Source organism: Curvibacter sp. EU05-FHT14A10, assembly GCF_058791075.1.
In genome coordinates this window covers 70,551-89,362 of sequence record NZ_JBYTDE010000009.1, presented here as the reverse complement: position 1 = coordinate 89,362, position 18,812 = coordinate 70,551, and the positions used below count along the sequence as shown (strand labels likewise).

The 18,812-nt window shown below is 67.0% G+C and carries 17 protein-coding genes; 8 read left to right on the top strand and 9 right to left on the bottom strand.

Annotated features, from left to right (window positions below; all coding sequences use genetic code 11):
• Positions 1-100 precede the first annotated feature (100 nt).
• On the top strand, positions 101-1,480 hold the full coding sequence (locus AC3WUT_RS18330; protein WP_492348514.1) for an esterase-like activity of phytase family protein: 1,380 nt from the start codon (positions 101-103) through the stop codon (positions 1,478-1,480).
• Positions 1,481-1,648: 168 nt separating this feature from the next.
• Positions 1,649-2,305, top strand: a complete 657-nt coding sequence (locus AC3WUT_RS18325; protein ID WP_492348513.1) for a glutathione S-transferase N-terminal domain-containing protein — start codon at positions 1,649-1,651, stop codon at positions 2,303-2,305.
• 13 nt (positions 2,306-2,318) lie between these two features.
• Here the strand turns inward: AC3WUT_RS18325 and AC3WUT_RS18320 are convergent, their stop codons facing one another.
• The 5 genes from AC3WUT_RS18320 to AC3WUT_RS18300 are packed head-to-tail and all read right to left on the bottom strand — an operon-like array spanning position 2,319 to position 8,835.
• Positions 2,319-2,894 carry an MOSC domain-containing protein gene (locus tag AC3WUT_RS18320; protein WP_492348512.1) on the bottom strand — a complete coding sequence of 192 codons (576 nt, stop codon included), beginning with the start codon at positions 2,892-2,894 and terminating at the stop codon, positions 2,319-2,321.
• A gap of 1 nt (position 2,895) precedes the next feature.
• On the bottom strand, positions 2,896-6,162 hold the full coding sequence (locus AC3WUT_RS18315; protein ID WP_492348511.1) for a bifunctional diguanylate cyclase/phosphodiesterase: 3,267 nt from the start codon (positions 6,160-6,162) through the stop codon (positions 2,896-2,898).
• 23 nt (positions 6,163-6,185) lie between these two features.
• Positions 6,186-7,595: an aminopeptidase P N-terminal domain-containing protein gene (locus AC3WUT_RS18310; protein ID WP_492348510.1), complete on the bottom strand. Its 1,410-nt coding sequence runs from the start codon at positions 7,593-7,595 to the stop codon at positions 6,186-6,188.
• 40 nt (positions 7,596-7,635) lie between these two features.
• A complete protein-coding gene (locus tag AC3WUT_RS18305) occupies positions 7,636-8,430 on the bottom strand; it encodes a nucleotidyltransferase family protein (protein ID WP_492348509.1) in 795 nt (264 codons plus the stop codon).
• Between the two features lie 3 nt (positions 8,431-8,433).
• On the bottom strand, positions 8,434-8,835 hold the full coding sequence (locus tag AC3WUT_RS18300) for an S-adenosylmethionine decarboxylase family protein (protein WP_492348508.1): 402 nt from the start codon (positions 8,833-8,835) through the stop codon (positions 8,434-8,436).
• A gap of 138 nt (positions 8,836-8,973) precedes the next feature.
• On the opposite strand from AC3WUT_RS18300, the gene tkt reads away from it, so the two are divergent.
• From tkt to AC3WUT_RS18275, 5 genes are all read left to right on the top strand, one after another.
• Positions 8,974-11,037 carry a transketolase gene (tkt, locus tag AC3WUT_RS18295; protein WP_492348507.1) on the top strand — a complete coding sequence of 688 codons (2,064 nt, stop codon included), beginning with the start codon at positions 8,974-8,976 and terminating at the stop codon, positions 11,035-11,037.
• 82 nt (positions 11,038-11,119) lie between these two features.
• Positions 11,120-12,118, top strand: a complete 999-nt coding sequence (gene gap / locus AC3WUT_RS18290) for a type I glyceraldehyde-3-phosphate dehydrogenase (RefSeq protein WP_492348506.1) — start codon at positions 11,120-11,122, stop codon at positions 12,116-12,118.
• 172 nt (positions 12,119-12,290) lie between these two features.
• Positions 12,291-13,436, top strand: coding sequence for a branched-chain amino acid ABC transporter substrate-binding protein (locus AC3WUT_RS18285; protein ID WP_492348505.1), 1,146 nt, complete (start codon positions 12,291-12,293; stop codon positions 13,434-13,436).
• 2 nt (positions 13,437-13,438) lie between these two features.
• Positions 13,439-13,864: a hypothetical protein gene (locus AC3WUT_RS18280; protein ID WP_492348504.1), complete on the top strand. Its 426-nt coding sequence runs from the start codon at positions 13,439-13,441 to the stop codon at positions 13,862-13,864.
• Between the two features lie 134 nt (positions 13,865-13,998).
• Positions 13,999-15,168, top strand: a complete 1,170-nt coding sequence (locus AC3WUT_RS18275) for a GGDEF domain-containing protein (protein ID WP_492348503.1) — start codon at positions 13,999-14,001, stop codon at positions 15,166-15,168.
• 25 nt (positions 15,169-15,193) lie between these two features.
• Here AC3WUT_RS18275 and AC3WUT_RS18270 read toward each other — a convergent pair whose 3' ends face one another.
• The 4 genes from AC3WUT_RS18270 to AC3WUT_RS18255 form a co-directional block, all read right to left on the bottom strand.
• Positions 15,194-15,418 carry a DUF3820 family protein gene (locus AC3WUT_RS18270; protein WP_492348502.1) on the bottom strand — a complete coding sequence of 75 codons (225 nt, stop codon included), beginning with the start codon at positions 15,416-15,418 and terminating at the stop codon, positions 15,194-15,196.
• 5 nt (positions 15,419-15,423) lie between these two features.
• Positions 15,424-15,825, bottom strand: coding sequence for an SUI1 family translation initiation factor (locus AC3WUT_RS18265; protein ID WP_492348501.1), 402 nt, complete (start codon positions 15,823-15,825; stop codon positions 15,424-15,426).
• Positions 15,826-15,838: 13 nt separating this feature from the next.
• Positions 15,839-16,315 (bottom strand): FKBP-type peptidyl-prolyl cis-trans isomerase, encoded by a 477-nt coding sequence (locus tag AC3WUT_RS18260; protein WP_492348500.1) that lies wholly within the window; start codon positions 16,313-16,315, stop codon positions 15,839-15,841.
• 91 nt (positions 16,316-16,406) lie between these two features.
• Positions 16,407-17,549 (bottom strand): MBL fold metallo-hydrolase, encoded by a 1,143-nt coding sequence (locus AC3WUT_RS18255; protein ID WP_492348499.1) that lies wholly within the window; start codon positions 17,547-17,549, stop codon positions 16,407-16,409.
• A 105-nt stretch (positions 17,550-17,654) separates the two neighbouring features.
• Here AC3WUT_RS18255 and AC3WUT_RS18250 point away from each other — a divergent pair, with 105 nt between their 5' ends.
• A complete protein-coding gene (locus AC3WUT_RS18250; RefSeq protein WP_492348638.1) occupies positions 17,655-18,356 on the top strand; it encodes a class I SAM-dependent methyltransferase in 702 nt (233 codons plus the stop codon).
• Positions 18,357-18,812 lie beyond the last annotated feature (456 nt).

Here is an 18,812-nt window from a genome sequence, read left to right as displayed (position 1 = left end):
TAACCAATTGCCACCATCCTTCGCGGGAAATCCCTGTCATCAGCGCGTCATGGCGGGGCTCGACAGTGGCGGCTTGTTTTCTGTTGTGATGATTTTTCAGATGTCCCGCGCTCTCAATTCTGTTGCCGCTTCCATCCTGGCCGTGACGGCCTGCCTCTGGGCCTTGCCCGTGGCCGCCCAGTCCAACACTGCTGCACCCCAGGCTTTCGAGGCCCGTCTGGCAGGCCATGCCGTGTTGCCGGCGCAGAGCTTTGTGCCGGCGCCCAAGAACGCGCCGCAAGACCTGCAGACCAGCGGCAAGTACACCACCGGCGTGCGGGTCGAGAAGCTGGGCTCGGTGCCCGGCCTGTCGTTCGGCCGTCCGACCGGCGTATCGCTGCCCTTCAAGGGCCAGCCGCTGCAGGGCCATTCGGGCATCAAGCACATGGCCGACGGCACCTTCTGGATCATCACCGACAACGGCGCGGGTGCCAAAGCCAATTCGCCCGACTTCATGCTGTACCTGAACCACTACGCGGTGGATTTCAAGAGCGGCCACTTCAAGCGCCTGGACACGGTCTTTCTGCATGATCCCGACAAGAAGGTCCCCTTCCGCATCGTTCACGAAGGCACGCCTGAGCGCTACCTGACTGGATCCGACTTCGATACCGAAAGCTTTCAGTTGGCCGGTGGTTCGATCTGGATCGGCGACGAACTGGGCCCCTTCCTGATCAAGGCCGACATGAAGGGCAAGGTGTTGGCGGTGTTCGACACCCTGGTGGATGGCAAGGCCGTGCGCTCGCCCGACCACCCGGCCCTGACCACGCCTGCCGCCCCGGGCGGCACGGTGGACTTCCAGGTGCGCCGCTCCAAGGGCTTCGAGGGCATGGCCTCGTCCAAGGACGGCAGCAAGCTTTACGCCCTGCTCGAAGGCGCCCTGTGGAACCCCGAGGCCAAGGCCTACGAATCGCTGGAGGGCAAGCCCTACCTGCGCGTGCTCGAATTCGACGTGAAGACCGAGCGGTGGACCGGGCGTCATTGGAAGTACGTGCTGGAAGCCGGCCACCATGCGATTGGCGACTTCAACATGATCGATGACAGCACCGGCATGATCATCGAGCGCGACAACGGTGAAGGCACGGCCGACAAGGCCTGTCCCGAAGGCCAGCAGCGCCCCGACTGCTTCCATGACCTGGCCAAGTTCAAGCGCGTCTACAAGATCGAGTTGAACGAGGCCAACGTGGGGGCTGCGGTGCGCAAGATCGGCTACATCGATCTGCTCAACATCGCCGACCCGGCCCACCTGGCACGCAAGCCGCTGAACCAGGGCGTGCTCACCTTCCCCTTCTTCACCATCGAGAACGTCGACGTGGTGGATGCCACCCACATCGTGGTGGGCAATGACAACAACCTGCCCTTCTCCAGCAGCCGCGAGCCCAACCAGGCCGATGACAACGAACTGGTGCTGCTCGACGTGGCCGAGTTCCTGAAGGCGCGCTGAGCCCACTGCGCCCTCTGCGCACCCGCGCATTTTTCAAAGTCGTCACTTTTTTCTTGCCGTCAGTCCTTGGTCGGCCCGGTGCGTTCATGCGCATCGGGCCGCTTTTTTGGGGGCGGCGATGTGACACGGCAGAATCGGGCCTCTTGAATCCGCTTGTCGACTCGCGCCATGACTTCTTTGCCCGTGCTGTATTCGTTCCGGCGCTGCCCCTATGCCATGCGGGCCCGGCTGGCCTTGAAGGCCGCGGGCGTGCCGGTGGCCCTGCGCGAGGTGGTGCTGCGCGACAAGCCGGCCGAACTGCTCGCGGCCAACCCCAAGGGCACGGTGCCGGTGCTGGTGCTGCCCACGGGTGAGGTGATCGATCAGAGCCTGGACATCATGCGTTGGGCGTTGGTGCTGCACGATCCCCAGGGCTGGCTGTCCCCCGACGGCAGCCGCGAAGCGGCGCTGACCCAGCATTGGCTGGCCAGCAACGACGGGATGTTCAAGGCCCTGCTGGACCGCTACAAGTATCCCGAACGCCACCCGGAGCACCTGGCCAGCCACTGGTGTGAGCAGGCACGGGCCCAACATCTTCAGCCCCTGGAGGCCCTGTGGCAGGCGCAGGGCGGACCGCACTTGCTGGGCCCCCGGCCCGGCCTGCTCGATGCAGCCCTGATGCCCTTTGTGCGCCAGTTCGCCCAGGTGGATGCCGCCTGGTGGGCCCAGGCGCCCTTGCCTGGGCTTCAGCAGTGGCTCACCCATTGGCTGAGCAGCCCCTTGTTCGACAGCGTGATGGTGCGCTGGTCTGCCTGGCGCCCTGAGGACGCCGAGCAGCGGTTCTGACGGTGAGCTGTATTCAGTTCCGATGCTTGGCCCACTTGGCGGCCAGGGCTTGCACAATGCCCAGGCCGCGTTGGCCGGGGCGCAGCTCGAAGCGCTGGCCGGCGGTGATCGCGCCTTCCTGCACCACCGAGAGGTAAAAGCCGCAACGGCCACTTTGGGCCATCAGGCGTGCGGCCTGGGCAAAGCCCATCACGGCGTTGAACTTGAAGCAAGGCTCGCGTGGGGCGGCCACGCGCAGCACGCAGTCGGGAAAGTGCAGCTCGTCCCCCACCCAGACCTGGGCTTCCAGCAGCCCTGTCAACGTCAGGTTCTCGCCCGCGAAACCCGGAGGCAAAGGCTCGTCGAACAGGCTGACACCCGCCTGCTGCCGTTGCTGCTGCCACCAGGGGTAATGCTCGGCGGGCCAGGCATAGACCGCTTTGGACAGGCCGCCATGCACGCTGGGATCCGCCTGTTCGTCACCGGCCAGGCCCAGCCGGGCCACGCCCACCGGCCCGTCGACCGGGGTCTTGCCAATGGCTGTCATGACACGTCGCCCCTGGATCTGCAGGGGGCGCACGCGGCCGGTGTTCACGCTGAGCAGCTGCATCTCAAACCTTCCCGTTCAGGGGCAGTTCGGCGGCGCTGGCGGGGCGCCCGTACAGGTAGCCCTGGTAGGCATCGCAGCCATAGCTGGCCAGGCGGTCGCGTTGTTCGGTGGTTTCCACCCCTTCGGCGATCACTGCCAGGCCCAGGTTCTTGCCCAGGGCCACGATGGTGCGCGCGATGGTGGCGTCGTTGGCGTCCTCCAGCAGATCGCGCACAAAGGATTGGTCGATCTTCAGCTGGTCCAGCGGCAGTCGCTTGAGGTAGCTCAGGCTGGAGTAGCCGGTCCCGAAGTCATCCAGCGAGAAGCCCACGCCATGCGTCTGCAAGGCGCCCATCTTGGTGATGATGTCTTCCACGTCGTGCAGCAGCAGGCTTTCCGTCAGCTCCAGCTTGAGCCGCTGGGCTGGGGCACCGGTGGCGGACAGGGTGTCCAGCACCTGCTGCACGAAGTCGGCCTGCCGGTACTGGCGGGCGCTCACGTTGATGGCCAGGGTCAGGTGGGCATGGGCCGGGCTTTGGGCCCACTCGGCGAGTTGGCGGCAGCCCTCGGTCAACACCCACAGGCCCAGGGGCAGGATCAGCCCGGTTTCTTCAGCCATCGGGATGAAGTCGGCCGGTGACACCAGGCCCCGCTGCGGATGTTGCCAGCGCACCAGGGCCTCGGCCCCCAGAACCTGGCCGGCGGCGCTCACCTGGGCCTGGTAGGCCAGCAGCAACTGACCGTCGCGGATGCCCACGCGCAGGTCCGATTCCAGGGCGGCGCGTTCGGCCACCAGGGCCTGCATGGCGGGGTCGAAGAAGCGCAGCGTGTTGCGCCCGGCCGCCTTGGCCTGGTACATGGCCAGGTCGGCGCGCTGCAGCATGTCGTCCACCTGCGAATGCTGGTCGAACAGCGCCACACCCATGCTGGGCGAGCAGTGGTATTCGTTGCCGGCCAGGTCGTAAGGCTGGTTCAGGGCCAGTCGGATGTTCTCGCCCACCGTCTCGGCCTGGCGGGCAGCATCCACCGGGTTGCCGTCCAGTCCGTCGAGCATGACCACGAACTCGTCGCCGCCCAGGCGCGACACGGTGTCGGTTTCGCGCACGCTGTGCAGCAGGCGACGTGCCACCTGCTGCAGCAGCAGGTCGCCCTTGTCATGCCCCAGGGTGTCGTTGAGGGTCTTGAAGTTGTCCAGGTCGATGAAGATCAGCGCGCCATTGCGTTGGCGCCGCACGCTGGCGGCCAGGGCCTGGCGCAGGCGATCCAGCAGCAGGCGGCGGTTGGGCAGGCTGGTCAGCGGGTCGAAGAAGGCCAGGTGCCGGATCTCGTTCTCGGCCGCCTTGCGTTGGGTGATGTCGGTCAGCGTGCTCACGTAGTGCGTCACCTCGCCACCTTCGCTCTTGACTGCAGTGATGGTCAGCCACTCGGGGAAGATGTCGCCGTTTTTGCGCCGGTTCCAGATCTCGCCTCGCCACTGGCCGGTTTCGAGCACCGATTTCCACAGGTTTTCGTAGAAGGTGCGGTCATGCCGGCCCGACTTGAGGATCTGGGGCGTCTGACCCACCACGTCCTGCGAGCTGTAGCCGGTGATCTCGGTGAAGGCCTGGTTGATCTTGAGGATCACGCCCTGGCTGTCGGCCACCATCATGCCCTCTTGCGTTTCGAAGGCGGTGGCTGCAATGCGCTGCTCGGCCTCGATGCGGCGCCGCTCGGTCACGTCCTCCAGGATGACCAGGTACTGCGTGATGTGGCCCTGGTCGTTGAGCACCGGCGACACCTGCACCTTGTGCCACAGCATGGCGCCGTTCTGGCATTGGATCGGCAGCTCGCCCTGCCAGGGCTGGCCTTTGCTCGCCACCTCCCAGATCTCTTCGTAACGGGCCTTGTCCTCGCCGGGGGCACGCAGGAGCTGCGGCAACTGGCCCAGCACCTCGGCCTGGGCGTAGCCGCTCATGCGTTCGAACTCGGGGTTCACATAGGTGATGCAGGCGCCGGTGTCGGTGATCATGATGGACACCGGGCTTTGCGCCATGGCGCGTGACAGGGTCTTGAGCTCGGCCGCCTGCTGGCGCAAGGCCTCCAGGTGGCGGGCGTTTTCACGGTGGTAGGCCAGGAACAGGCGGCGTGACCAGCGCGAGAACAGCAGCGAGGCGCCCAGCGCCACCCCCAGGGCGGCGAGTACGGCCAGGCCCAGGGTCAGCCAGCGCTGTGGGCTGCCGTCCTCATACAACTGGCGCTCGCGGGTGATCGACGACTCCAGTTCGTTGTCGAACACGGCCGCGGCAATCACCCAGCCCCAGGGCTCGATGACCTTGACCAGCGCGGTCTTGGGGCTCATCTGGCCGGTGTTGGGGTGGGGCCACTCGTAGTGGATGAAGCCGCCGCCGTTCTGCCCGGCGTGGAAGATCTTTTCCACCGCGGCTGCTTCGGCCGGCGGCAGGCCGGAATAGTGCAACCCTTCCAGCGAGGCGTTGGAGGGGGACAGCAGTGAGCGGCCTTCGCGGTCGACCAGGCCGAAGTAGCCGCTGACGCCGAAGCGCAGCGAGCGCAGGTGGGCCAGCGCTTCCTGCTGCTGAAGCTCATCCCATTTCGAGGTGTAGTCGCCGGTGCCGATCAACCAGTCGTAGGGCGCAAAGTAGCGCACATAGGCCAGCTTGTCCGCCATTTTTTTGGGTTGATCCGGCAAGTACCAGCGGTACTGCGAGAAGCCTTGACCGCGGGGCTTGCGGGCGGCCTCGATCAGACCTTTCATGATGGGATGCCCGGTGTCGTCGCGGTTGTCCGGCGACAACTTGCCTTCGAGTTGGGGCGCGGTGGGCAACAGGATGAAGCGGCCCTCCATGTCATCGATGAAGTAGTAGCCCCGTCCGTCGTAGAAGCGCACCTGGCGCAGGGCTTCGACGATCAGTTGGCGAACTTCGGCCGGCGGCCGCCGCGTGGCTTCACGCTGGTAGATGGCGTCGGCCACCTGCATGGCGTTGTCGACCTGATTGACCAGGCTGCGGCGCAGCACATCGTGGGTGCGAGAGCGCACAAACTCGACATAGCTCAGGGCCGAATCCATCTCGGCGGACAGGCGTTGCTGCTGCTGCTGTTGCAACACCGCCTCCACCCGTTGCAGCGAGGCGCGTTGCTCGGCCAGGTTCTGCCACGAGAAAAACCCCACCAGGGCCAGCGTCAGGCTCAGCACCACCACCAGCGTGCCGACCAGGTGCAGGCGCGGCACGGTCTTTTCGTTGGCGATCAGGCGCAGGGCACGGCGCTCGGGGCGGGGTTCGGGCTGATTCATCAGGTCGTCTGCAACTCAGCGCCTCAGCGCATCAGCGCTTCGATCTCGTCGGCCTTCACCGGCACGTCGCGGGTGATCAGCTCGCAGCCCTGAGCCGTGACCACGGCATCGTCCTCGATGCGGATCCCGATGTGGTGGAAAGCCTCGGGCACGCCCGGGGCCGGCCGCACATACAGGCCGGGTTCGAGGGTCAACACCATGCCCGGGTGCAGGATTCGGCTGGGCCGGTTGGTGATGGTCTCGCCCGACAGCGGGTCACGCCGCTGGCTGCTGTGGCCCAGCTCGGTGGGCTCCACATAGCTGCCGCAATCGTGCACATCCATGCCCAGCCAGTGGCTGGTGCGGTGCATGTAGAACGGGAAGTAGCTGCGGTTTTCGATCACGTCCTGCACGCTGCCCACGGTGTTGCGGTCGAGCAGGCCCAGGTCGAGCAGGCCTTGCGCCAGCACCGCCACGGTGGCGTCGTGCGGGTCGTTGAAGCGCGCGCCGGCGTGGGTGGCGGCCACGGCCGCGTCCTGCGAGGCCAGCACCAGGTCATACAGGGCCCGCTGTGGTCCGCTGAAGCGGCCGTTGGCCGGGAAGGTGCGGGTGATGTCGCTGGCGTAGCTGTCGAGCTCGCAGCCGGCATCGATCAGCACCAGCTCGCCGTCGCGCACCGGGGCGGCATCGGCCCGGTAATGCAGCACACAGGCATTGGCCCCGGCGGCCACGATGGAGCTGTAGGCCGGGTACTGTGATCCATGGCGCCGGAACTCGTGCAGCAGTTCGGCGTCCAGGTGGTACTCGCGCACGTCCTGGCCGGCGCGCAGGCGGCTGGCGCTGAGCTGCATGGCGCGCACATGGGCGCGGGCGCTGATCTGCGAGGCCCGGCGCATGATGGCCAGTTCATGCTCGTCCTTGATCAGGCGCATCTCGTCAAGAACCCCGCACAGGTCGCGTTGCATGGCCGGGCACAGGGCGCCGAAGCGCACCCGGGCGCGCACCTGGCTCAGCCAGCCGTCAACGCGGGTTTCCAGGCCTTTGTGGGTGGCGAAAGGAAAGTGCACCACGTCGCGGTTTTCCAGCAGCTTGGGCAGGCGGGTGTCCAGTTCGGTCACCGGCCAGGCGGTGTCCACGCCGAGGGCGGCAGGGGCCGCATCGGGGCCCAGGCGGTAGCCATCCCAGATCTCGCGTTCCAGGTCCTTGGGGTTGCACCACAGGGTGCTGTGGCCGTCGCCGGTGATGACCAGCCAGGCGTTGGGTTCGGTGAAGCCGGTCAGGTAGTAGAAGTAGCTGTCGTGCCGGTACAGGAAATCGCTGTCCCGGTTGCGCTGGCGCTCGGGTGCGGTGGGCACGATGGCGATGCCGTTGGGCCCGATGGCCTGGGCCACGCGGGCGCGGCGTTCGGCATAGACGCTCAAAGGGGTGGGGGCAAGGACAGGGAGGTCGGACATGGCGGGCTTTCGGCGGCGGGGTGGGCTGTGGTGGGGCGGATCAGGCCGCGTTCAGGGGCTCGTTTTGGGGCTCGTTCAGGGGCTCGTTCAATTGGGCCAGGCGTTCGGGCGTGCCCACGTCGGTCCAGCGGCCGGTGTACAGGCTGGCGCTCACGCGGCCCGCGTCCATGGCGCGGCGCAGCAGCGGGGCCAGCGGCGCGGCCTGGCCTTGCGGGTTGCCGGGCGCGATGTCACACCAGGGGTGCTTGAAAAGGTCGGCACGGTACAGGCCGATGGTGCTGTAGGTGTGGCGGGGCCCAGGGTGGTCGGGCGGCAGGTTCAGGGCCAGGCCCTCGGGGCTCAGGCCGAAGTCGCCGCGTGGGTTGTGCGCCGGGTTGGGCACCAGCCACAGGTGAGCCAGGGCGTCGCTGGCGCGAAACCGGGCCAGGGCCTGTGGGTCGAACACGAAGTCGGGGGCAAAGACATCGCCGGCGGCCAGCCAGAACACCTCGCCCAGTTGGGGCAGCGCGCGGGCAATGCCGCCCGCGGTCTCCAGCGCACCCCCAAAGGCAGCGGCCTCGTCGGAGTAGCTCAGCGCCAGCGGGCCGTGCGCGGTCTGGCAGGTCGACCCGAAAAAATCCTGGATCTGCTGACCCAGCCAGGCGGTGTTGATCAGCACGCGGTGGCAGCCGTCCCGCGCCAAGGCCTCCAGCTGCCACTGCAGCAGCGGACGGCCCTGTACCGCGAGCAGCGGCTTGGGCTGCCGGTCGGTGAGCGGGCGCATGCGCTCACCGCGGCCCGCGGCCAGCAGCATGGCCGGGGTGTCTTGAAGAAGGGCGTCTAGCGTGGGGTTCATGGATCAGACCGGGGTGGGGTGGGCCGCGTCGACCAGGCTGCCACGCTGCAGCTCTTGCAGCCGCTGGCGGCCGGGCTGGAACAGGCTCAGCAGCCGGGCCAGCAGGGCGCGGGCCTGGGGGCCGTGGTCGGCGCCCACATTGCACACATAGACATCAAGGCTCACCGCGCCCAGCTCGGGCCAGGTGTGCACGCACAGATGCGATTCCGCCAGCAGCACGGTGGCGGTCACCCCGCCGGGGCCCTTGGGGCCGGCCGGGAAGGGGTGCAACAGTTGGCTCACCGCCTGCAGGCCACTGGCCGCCACCGCCTCCAGGCAGGCCTGGCCCAGGGCTGGCGCGTCCTGCAGCCAATGGGGCTCGCAGCGGCAGTCGTGCAAATCAGCGGTCAGATGAAGGCCAAGCATAAGAGGCTCCACTTTAGTGCAAGTCAGGGGTTGAATGAGGCGGAAGGTGGCCCTGAAAGCGGGCTTCGCGACCTGGGTCGGGCGGGCCCGGTAAAATGCGGGGTTTCCCCCAGACCCTCCAATCCGGAGCTTCTCCCGATGGCCAACACCCAGCAACAACAAGACATGGCAAACGCGATCCGCGCGCTGGCCATGGACGCCGTTCAACTCGCCAACTCCGGTCACCCCGGTGCCCCGATGGGCATGGCCGACATGGCCGTGGCCCTGTGGGGTCAGCACCTCAAGCACAACCCGAGTCAGCCGCAATGGCTGGACCGTGACCGCTTCGTGCTGTCCAACGGTCACGGCTCGATGCTGATCTACGCGCTGCTGCACCTCACCGGCTACCCGCTGCCGATCGAAGAGCTGAAGAACTTCCGCAAGCTGCACAGCAAGACCGCAGGCCACCCCGAAGTGGGCATCACCCCCGGCGTGGAAACCACCACCGGCCCCCTGGGCCAGGGCATCACCAATGCCGTGGGTTTTGCGCTGGCTGAGAAGCTGCTGGCCAAGGAGTTCAACCGCGACGGCCATGCCGTGGTCGACCACCACACCTATGTCTTCATGGGCGACGGCTGCCTGATGGAAGGCATCAGCCACGAAGCGGCCGCCCTGGCCGGCGCCTGGAAACTGGGCAAGCTGATCGCCCTGTACGACGACAACGGCATTTCCATCGACGGTCAGGTCGCCCCCTGGTTCATCGACAACACCGCGCAGCGCTTCCAGGCCTATGGCTGGAACGTGATCGGCCCGGTGGACGGCCACGACGTGGACGCCGTGTCGCAAGCCATTGCGCAGGCCAAGGGCCAGAACGCGGCCCCCACCCTGATCATCTGCAAGACCGCCATCGGCAAGGGCTCGCCCAACCGGGCCAACACCGCCAAGGCCCACGGCGAACCCCTGGGTGCCGAGGAAATCGCCCTGACCCGCGAAGCGCTGGGCTGGCCGCACGCCCCCTTCGAGATCCCGGCCGACGTCTACGCCGCCTGGGACGGCAAGGCCCGTGGCACCGCCGCTGAAGCCGAGTGGAACACCCGCTTCGCCGCCTACCAGGCCGCCCACCCCGAGCTGGCCGCCGAACTGCTGCGCCGCATGGCCGGCGAGTTGCCGAAGAACTTCGCCCAGGTGGCGGTTGATGCCGCCATCGCCGCCCACACCAAGGCCGAGACCGTGGCCAGCCGCAAGGCCAGCCAGCTGGCCCTGGAAGCCTTCACCGCCGCGTTGCCCGAGCTGCTGGGTGGCTCGGCCGACCTGACCGGCTCCAACCTCACCAACACCAAGAGCACCCCCAACCTGCGCTTTGACGCCGCCGGTGAGGTGGTGCAGACCGCTGCGGCCGATGGCCATCTGGTCGGCGGCCGCCACATCAACTACGGTGTGCGCGAGTTCGGCATGGCCGCGGTCATGAACGGTGTGGCCCTGCACGGCGGTTTCATCCCCTACGGTGGCACTTTCCTGACCTTCAGCGACTACAGCCGCAATGCCATCCGCATGGCGGCGCTGATGAAGCAGCGCGTGATCCATGTGTTCACCCACGACTCCATCGGCCTGGGCGAAGACGGCCCGACCCACCAGTCGATCGAACACGCCGCCAGCCTGCGCCTGATCCCCAACCTCGATGTGTGGCGCCCGGCCGACACGGCTGAAACCACCATCGCCTGGGCCGTGGCCCTGGAAAACAAGAACCGCCCGACCGCCCTGCTGCTGTCGCGCCAGAACCTGCCCTACTCGCCCAAGAAAGACCTGGGCGAGATCAGCCGCGGTGCCTACATCCTGAGCGAGCCGGCCGACATCGGCATCAAGCGCAAGCCCCAGGGCGTGATCATCGCCACCGGCTCCGAAGTGCAGCTGGCGCTGGCCGCCCAGAAGCTGCTGGCCGAGAAGAAGGTCTATGTGCGCGTGGTCTCCATGCCCAGCACCACCACCTTCGATCGCCAGACCCTGGCCTACAAGAAGTCGGTGTTGCCGGCTGGCCTGCCGCGCGTGGCGGTCGAGATGGGCAGCACCGATGGCTGGTGGAAGTACGGCGTGGCCGCGGTGGTGGGCATCGACACCTATGGTGAGTCGGCCCCGGCCCCGGTGCTGTTCAAGCATTTCGGCTTCACCGCCGAAAACGTCACCGACACCGTGTTGGTGGCCTTGGGCAAAGCCAAGAAGAAGTAACCCACACGAAGCAAATCAAACGAGCCGGCGCCCGACGCCGGCCGCCCCTTGTTCATTTTTTAACTCCAGGAAAGAGACTGACATGGCTATCAAGGTTGGCATCAACGGCTTCGGCCGCATCGGCCGCATGGTGTTTCGCGCTGCGGTGCAGAACTTCTCCGACATCGAGATCGTCGGCATCAACGACCTGCTCGAGCCCGACTACCTGGCCTACATGCTGAAGTACGACAGCGTGCACGGCCGCTTCAAGGGTGAGATCGCCGTCGAAGGCAACACCCTGGTGGTGAACGGCAAGAAGATCCGCCTGACGGCCGAGCGCGATCCGGCCAACCTGAAGTGGAACGAAGTGGGCGCCGACGTGGTGATCGAATCCACCGGCCTGTTCCTGACCAAGGAAACCGCTGAGAAGCACCTGGCCGCTGGTGCCAAGAAGGTGATCCTGTCGGCCCCGTCCAAGGACGACACCCCGATGTTCGTCTACGGCGTGAACCACCAGACCTACGCTGGCCAGGCCATCGTCTCCAACGCTTCGTGCACCACCAACTGCCTGGCCCCCGTGGCCAAGGTGCTGAACGACAAGTGGGGCATCAAGCGCGGCCTGATGACCACCGTGCACGCGGCCACCGCCACGCAAAAGACCGTGGACGGCCCGAGCAACAAGGACTGGCGCGGCGGCCGCGGCATCCTGGAAAACATCATCCCCAGCAGCACTGGTGCTGCCAAGGCCGTGGGCGTGGTGATTCCTGAGCTCAACAAGAAGCTGACCGGCATGTCTTTCCGCGTGCCCACCTCCGATGTGTCGGTGGTCGACCTGACGGTGGAACTCAACAGCGCTGCCTCTTACGCCGAAATCTGCGCCGAAATGAAGGCCCAGTCGCAAGGCGCTCTGAAGGGCGTGCTGGGCTACACCGAAGACAAGGTGGTGGCCACCGACTTCCGCGGTGAATCGTGCACCTCGGTGTTCGACGCCGAAGCCGGCATCGCCCTGGACAGCACCTTCGTGAAGGTGGTGAGCTGGTACGACAACGAATGGGGCTACTCGAACAAGTGCCTCGAAATGGTGCGTGTCGTCGCCAAGTAAGTCTCGTTGACTCTGCAAAACGCGCCTTTGGGCGCGTTTTGTTTTTGGAATCTGCCCTGGTGTGTCGCCTTGCATGGACTCTGTGCAGCGCCACGCCCGTGGGTGGCCGGGATCGGAGGTGGCTGTTCCGATCCAGGGCCTGATTTCTGCAGCCGCACAAGGGAAACTCTCCATGAAAACACAAGCTCGATTCCTCCGCTCCACCCTGGCTGCCGCCGCGGTGCTGGCCCTGACCGCCGCGGTGTCGGCCCAGGAGGTGCAGGTGGTGAAGATCGGCCACGCGGGCCCCGTCTCGGGCGGCATTGCCCACATCGGCAAGGACACCGAAAACGGCGTGCGCCTGGCCATCGAAGAAGCCAATGCCCAGAACCCCGTGATCGGCGGCAAGAAGATCCGCTTTGAGCTGGCCGCCGAAGACGATGCGGGCGATCCGCGCCAGGCCACCGCCGTGGCCCAGAAGATGTGCGATGCCAAGGTGGCTGGCGTGGTGGGCCACCTGCAGTCGGGCACCTCGATCCCGGCGGCGACGATCTACGCCAAGTGCGACCTGCCCAACATCACCGCCTCGGCCTCCAACCCCGATCTGACCAAGCCCGGCTACAAGACCACGTTCCGTCTGATTGCCAACGACAACGCCCTGGGCGCCGCACTGGCCTACTACGCCGCCGATGCGCTCAAGGTCAAGCGCGTGGCCATCATCGACGACCGCACCGCCTATGGCCAGGGCGTGGCCGGCGTGTTCAAGGCCACGGCCCTGCAAAAAGGCCTGACCGTGGTGGGCGAAGAGTTCACCAACGACAAGGCGACCGATTTCATGGCCATCCTCACGGCCATCAAATCCAAGAAGCCCGATGCCATCTTCTACGGCGGGCTGGATGCCCAGGCCGGCCCCATGCTGCGCCAGATGGAGCAACTGGGTCTGGGGGACGTGAAGCTGTTCGGCGGCGACGCGCTGTGCACCGAAAAGCTGGCTGAGCTGTCGGCCAAGGCCGCGCCGCTGGCGGGTGTGACCTGTGCCACCGGCGGCGCGTCGGTGGCCAAGATGCAGGGGGGGGCCGAGTGGAAAAAGCGCTATGACACCCGCTTCCCGGGCCAGTTCCAGATCTACAGCCCCTACGCCTACGATGCCACCCTGGTGCTGATCGACGCCATGAAGGCCGCCGGCTCCACCGACCCCAAGGTGTACCTGCCGGCCCTGGCCAAGACCAACCGCCATGGTGTGACCGGCCAGATCGCCTTCACGGCCAAGGGTGAGCTGACTCAGCCGGCCGTCACCCTGTACGGCTACCGCGACGGCGTGCGCACCCCCTTGAACTGAGCATGGGCCAGCCCTCTTCGGCGCTGAGCCTGCATTTCGCCGACTCCGAGCTGGCCGGTGTGCAGGCCTGGCCGGCTGCCCACGGGGGGGCCGGCCTGCAGCTGCGCTGGGCCGCCGCGGCGGTGGTTGCCTCGGCCCAGCAGCCGGGTGATCGCCCTCGACTAGGCCATTTGCGCGGGCTGCTGCTCGACCTGTGGCCCGCCCCTGCGCCTGGGGTCGACACGGCGGAACTGCCTCTGGGCGCTTTGCTGGACGGCGAGTTGCAGTGGCAAGGCCAGCGCCTGCGGCAACTGCCTTTGCCGGCACGCCTGGAGGGCCCGCTGAGCCTGCGCCTGTGGGGCCGCCGGGGCGAGCTCTGGACCTGGCAGGGCCAGGGCCTGTGCTGTGACCCGGCGGGGCTGACCTTCTTCGAATCCCTGGCCTGCTGAGCGCCCTGCGGCCTGCCGCCAGGCCTTGATCAGAATCAAGCCACGATGGTTGGGGCGGTCGACAATGGTCATGGACCCGGGTTGTGTGACCCGGGCTGGTGGGGCAAAAAGCACCCCGGAAAGCGCAATCTCAGATGCGATGGATGTTGGACCGCGAGACCTTGTCCGTGGTCGTTTCGATGGTGGCCCAGGTGACCTTGTTGGTCATGTACACAGTCTGGCGCATCAACCGCGAGGTGGCCGGCCTGCGCTGGTGGATGGCTGCCTCGGCCACGATGTCGGTGGGTTTTCTGGCCATCCCGGTGGCGTTGGGGGCGGGCTGGTCGTTTTCGCAGGCACTGATCGTCAACCATGCGGCCGGCCTGAGCACCTTGATGCTGCTGTTGCAGGGTTGTCTGCGTTTCAGGGGGCATCCCGCGGGCGACTACTGGCCTCGCGCCCTGTGGGTGCTGGTGCCGGCCGCCTTGCTGTCGTCCGTGCTCAACCACGCGCATGCGGTGCTGCGCTATCAGATCCACGACGCCTTCAGTGTGCTCTTGCTGCTCCTGTCAGCCTGGGTGATGTGCCGTCACAGCCGGCCCGAAGAGCGCCTGGTGCACCGGGTGGCCGGCTTTTTCCTGTTGTTGATGGCGGCGGCCATGGCCACACGCTGGGTGCTGGCCTGCCTCGCCCCCGATGACCAGAGCATTCAGGGCCATCCTTTTCAGGGCGTGCTGTACCTGATGCTGGTGCTGTTCATCGTGGGCTGGACCTACAGCATCAGCCTGGCCTGCTACCAGCAGGCGCAAAGCCGGGTGCTGGCGCTGGCCCGCGAGGATGCGCTGACCGATCTGCCCAACCGGCGCTACTTTGATGAAACCCTGGACCGCGAGGTGGCGCGCTGCGAGCGCAGCCACCAGTCCTTCGGCCTGGTGATGGCCGACCTCAATGGCTTCAAGCAGGTCAATGATCGCCTGGGCCATGACGCCGGTGACGCGGTGCTGATCGAGGTGGCTCGGCGCCTGCGCGAGTTTGCCCGGGGCGGCGACTTTGTGGCCCGCCTCGGCGGGGATGAATTTGTGATCCTGATCCACGATCTGTCCTCCCTCAGCACCGGAGAACAGGCGGTGCACCGCCTGCGCAAGACCGTCAACGGCCCCATGTGCCTGGCCAGCGGGAGCCCGGTGGACATCGAAGTCAGCCTGGGCCTGGCGCGCTGGCCTGAAGACGCCAGCCAGCCCGGTGATCTGGTCAAGGTGGCCGACTTGCGCATGTACGCGGAAAAAGCCCTGCTCAAGGCCCAGCGTGGGGTCGCGAGAGCGTGAGCGCCTGAACAGAACCCTTGCGTTGTCAGCGCTGCCGTGCCGCAGCACGCAGCGGCTGCAGCAACTCGGACAGGCCGTTGTGATCGATCTCATGCATCAGCGCCAGCAGTCTGCCGATGTCACCTTGGGGAAACCCTTCGCGGGCAAACCAGTTCAGGTAGGGGCCCGGCAGGTCGGCCAGCAGGGTGCCCTTGTATTTGCCAAAGGGCATCTCGGTGCTCACCAGGCGTTGCAAGTCTTCGGGTTTCATGAGGCTCAGCCCCCGGCACGCTTGGCCGCATAACCCTGCTTGAGCAAGGTGGCCAGCACGGTGTCGCGGTGGTCACCCTGGATTTCGATGTCGCCGTCCTTGGCCGTGCCGCCCGAACCACAGGCGGCCTTGAGTTGTTTGGCCAGGGCGTCCAGTGCGCTGGCCTCCAGCGGCAGTCCCTTCACCACGGTCACCCCCTTGCCGCGCCGGCCCTTGGTCTCCAGCCACACCCGCACGGCCGCCCCTTTCAGCGCTGCCTTCTGGGTACGTTCCTGGGCCATTGCCTCGCAGCGGCACTGGTCCAGCGGCTGGGCGCAGCCGGGGCAACTGCGTTCGGCGGCCGGCGTGGTCACCAGGCCGCCCAGGCTGGCCAATTGGGCCAGGTCGGCCAGTCCGTTCTTTTTCATGGCGGCGCAGGCCTCAGTGGTGGTGGCCGTGCTCGCCGTGCACGTGGCGGTGGGCAATCTCTTCTTCGCTGGCGGCTCGCACATCCGTCACGTGCAGGGTGAACTGCAGGGCCTGGCCGGCCAGGGGGTGGTTGCCATCCAGGTGCACTTGCGGGCCCTTGATCTTGACCACGTGGTAAATCTGCGGCTGCCCCTGGTCGTTGCGGCCTTCGAGTTGGCCGCCCACCTTCACGCCGGGCGGGAACTCGGCCTTGGGGATCACGCGCACCAGGCTTTCGTCGCGCAGGCCGAAGGCGTCTTCGGGCTGCAGCTTCAGCAGCACCTTGTAGCCAGCCTCCTGGCCTTGCAGCGCCTCTTCGATCTTGGGCAGGGTGTTGTCGTAGCCGCCGTGCAGGTAGACCATGGGGGTCTTGCTCTGCTCGATCAGTTGCCCCTGGGCATTGGCCACCTTGAATTGCAGGGTGACGACGGTGTCTTTATCGATCTTCATGCGCGGCCTTTGTGGGCTGAAAAAACAAGGCCCGCATTGTCGCGCACTGCGGCCTCGCCCGTCCGAATGACCGCACTGAGGCCTGCGAGGCTCAGGGGGCGCTGGGCGCGCGTCGGGGCAGGCGCCGGGTTTCGCCCAGGGCCATCACGCTGAAATCGGCCTCGCCCAGACCACGGGCCTGGCGTGCCAGGGCCAGGTCCCGCGGGGGCTGGTCCAGCGCCTCGTTGCTGAGCAAGAAGGTGCCCCAGTGAACGCCGACGCTGCGCTTGGCACCCAGGTCCAGGTGCACCTGGACCGCCTCGTCGGGGTTCACGTGCTGTTCCTTCATGAACCAGCGCGGCGCGTAGGCGCCGATGGCGATCAGGGCCAGGTCAAAGCCACCCCCCTGGCTGGGCCCCTGGCGTGCCGCCAGCCGCTCGCGGGTGGTCACGAAATCGGTGCTGTAGCCGGTGTCGCCGCTGAAGTACCAGTGAAAATCCGGCCCCATCACGGCCCAGCCGCCCCACAGCGAATGGTTGTGATCGTTCAGGCTGCGCGCCGACCAGTGCTGCACCGGGGTGAGCGCAAAGTCCACCCCGGCAACACGCCGCTCCTGCCACCAGTCCAGTTCTTCCACGCGGGCAATGCCTTGGTCCTGCATCCAGGCCTTCAGGCCCAGCGGCACCAGGAACAGGGGCGAGCCACCGGCCTGGGCCGCCAGCGCCTGTACGCTGGCGCGGTCCAGGTGGTCGTAGTGGTTGTGCGAAATCAGCACCACGTCGATGTGGGGCAGTTGGGCCAGTGTCAGACCCGGGGGCTGTTGGCGCTGCGGCCCGATCCACTGCACCATGAAGGCGCGCTGCGAAAACATGGGGTCGGTCAGCACGTTCAGGCCACTGGCCTGCACCAGGGTGCTGGCGTGGCCGATCCAGGTGAGTGCGGGCTGCATCTGTGCACCAGCGCGTGCGTTGGCTTGCACAAAAGCCAGGTCTGGCGTCTGCTGGGGCGTGGGTTGGCCCGCCGCCGTGGGCAGGCCGTCGCGCCATTTCTCCCATTGCCAGCGCAGCAGGTCGCCCAGGGGCTTTTCGACCTGCACGCCGCTGGGGTTGTGAAAGCCTTTGGCGTCGTGGTGCGGGCTGCTGGCGTTGTCGCCGGGCGGCGGGCTGCTGCAGCCCGACAACAGCGCGGCCAGGACCAGGCTGAGGCAGGGGCAGGCGAGGCGCAGTCGGCGCCCGACGTGGGGGAACAGAGGCATGGGCCGCATTGTGGCGCCTCCCCCGGCCTGAAAAGGGAGGGGAGCATAATGGCCCTCTTCTTTCTGCCCCCAGCCCAGGTCATTCAAGCCGACCGGGCCCCGACGATGCCCGGCTACGACACCAAGCAAGAGAGCATCGCCGTTGCGGGCGTTGACGACCTCATCATCCGATCCCTGCTGGATCACCAGCAGTTCTCTGACCCCGACGGCGAAGCCGAAACCCTGGGCATCTCCTCGGCCACCTGGCCCTTGTTCGGCCTGCTGTGGCCCTCGGGCGCTGAACTGGCCGCCCGCATGGGCAGCCGCGTGCTGTGCCCCGGCGAGCGCATTCTGGAGATCGGCTGTGGCCTGGCCCTGGCCAGCCTGGTGGCCCACCGCCGCGGCTCTGATGTGACCGCCAGCGACTGCCACCCACTGACGGGCGGCTTTCTGCTCGAGAACCTGCGCCTCAACGCCCTGCTGCCGCTGAAATACCGCCATGGCCACTGGGGCGCTCCCGAGGCCGTGCCCGGCGCGCCTGCGCGAAAGCCGCGCGAGTCAGTCGAGGGCTTGTTCGATCTCATCGTGGGTAGCGACCTGCTGTACGAGCGCGACACCCACGCCGACCTGGCGCATTTCATCGGCGAGCATGCCAGCGCTTCGGCCCAGGTCTGGATCGTCGACCCCGACCGTGGCAACCGCCCGGCGTTCAACAAGCAGATGAGCGAACAAGGCTTCTCCAGAACCGAAGAACGCCTGGACCACCCCGCCCGCCTCAGCCAAGCCGCCTACAAAGGCCGCCTGCTCACCTACCAGCGCCACACCTGAACAGGTAAAGGGTCGAGCTCACGTCAACCCTAGAGGGGGCGTCAAGCCCTCTTCGTCATTCAGCAGGCCTGCAACGAAGTGAACAGCCCGCCGCCGGGCCGCCCCAAGGCGGGCTGGGCCCCCTCGGGGGGCAGCGACCACACGAAGTGAGGGAGCGTGGGGGCTCACAGTCCAGCCCGCCGCCGGGCCGCCCCAAAGCGGGCTGGGCCCCCTCGGGGGGGTAGGGCGTGACACGAAGTAAGCGAGCGCAGGGGCCTTCAGGCCCCTGTCTTCATCCAGCAGTCCTGCAACGAAGTGAACAGGCCGGCGCCGGGCCGCCCCAAGGCGGCCTGCGGCCCCCTCGGGGGGCAGGGCGTGACACGAAGTGAGCGAGCGCAGGGGCCTTCAGGCCCCTGTCTTCATCCAGCAGTCCTGCAACGAAGTGAACAGGCCGGCGCCGGGCCGCCCCAAGGCGGC

Bases quoted from the DNA above. Each gene is read 5' to 3' on its own strand.
- AC3WUT_RS18330 (WP_492348514.1), top strand. From the start codon at position 101: ATGTCCCGCGCTCTCAATTCTGTTGCCGCTTCCATCCTGGCCGTGACG.
- AC3WUT_RS18325 (WP_492348513.1), top strand. From the start codon at position 1,649: ATGACTTCTTTGCCCGTGCTGTATTCGTTCCGGCGCTGCCCCTATGCC.
- AC3WUT_RS18320 (WP_492348512.1), bottom strand. From the start codon at position 2,894: ATGCAGCTGCTCAGCGTGAACACCGGCCGCGTGCGCCCCCTGCAGATC.
- AC3WUT_RS18315 (WP_492348511.1), bottom strand. From the start codon at position 6,162: ATGAATCAGCCCGAACCCCGCCCCGAGCGCCGTGCCCTGCGCCTGATC.
- AC3WUT_RS18310 (WP_492348510.1), bottom strand. From the start codon at position 7,595: ATGTCCGACCTCCCTGTCCTTGCCCCCACCCCTTTGAGCGTCTATGCC.
- AC3WUT_RS18305 (WP_492348509.1), bottom strand. From the start codon at position 8,430: ATGAACCCCACGCTAGACGCCCTTCTTCAAGACACCCCGGCCATGCTG.
- AC3WUT_RS18300 (WP_492348508.1), bottom strand. From the start codon at position 8,835: ATGCTTGGCCTTCATCTGACCGCTGATTTGCACGACTGCCGCTGCGAG.
- tkt (WP_492348507.1), top strand. From the start codon at position 8,974: ATGGCCAACACCCAGCAACAACAAGACATGGCAAACGCGATCCGCGCG.
- gap (WP_492348506.1), top strand. From the start codon at position 11,120: ATGGCTATCAAGGTTGGCATCAACGGCTTCGGCCGCATCGGCCGCATG.
- AC3WUT_RS18285 (WP_492348505.1), top strand. From the start codon at position 12,291: ATGAAAACACAAGCTCGATTCCTCCGCTCCACCCTGGCTGCCGCCGCG.
- AC3WUT_RS18280 (WP_492348504.1), top strand. From the start codon at position 13,439: ATGGGCCAGCCCTCTTCGGCGCTGAGCCTGCATTTCGCCGACTCCGAG.
- AC3WUT_RS18275 (WP_492348503.1), top strand. From the start codon at position 13,999: ATGCGATGGATGTTGGACCGCGAGACCTTGTCCGTGGTCGTTTCGATG.
- AC3WUT_RS18270 (WP_492348502.1), bottom strand. From the start codon at position 15,418: ATGAAACCCGAAGACTTGCAACGCCTGGTGAGCACCGAGATGCCCTTT.
- AC3WUT_RS18265 (WP_492348501.1), bottom strand. From the start codon at position 15,825: ATGAAAAAGAACGGACTGGCCGACCTGGCCCAATTGGCCAGCCTGGGC.
- AC3WUT_RS18260 (WP_492348500.1), bottom strand. From the start codon at position 16,315: ATGAAGATCGATAAAGACACCGTCGTCACCCTGCAATTCAAGGTGGCC.
- AC3WUT_RS18255 (WP_492348499.1), bottom strand. From the start codon at position 17,549: ATGCCTCTGTTCCCCCACGTCGGGCGCCGACTGCGCCTCGCCTGCCCC.
- AC3WUT_RS18250 (WP_492348638.1), top strand. From the start codon at position 17,655: ATGCCCGGCTACGACACCAAGCAAGAGAGCATCGCCGTTGCGGGCGTT.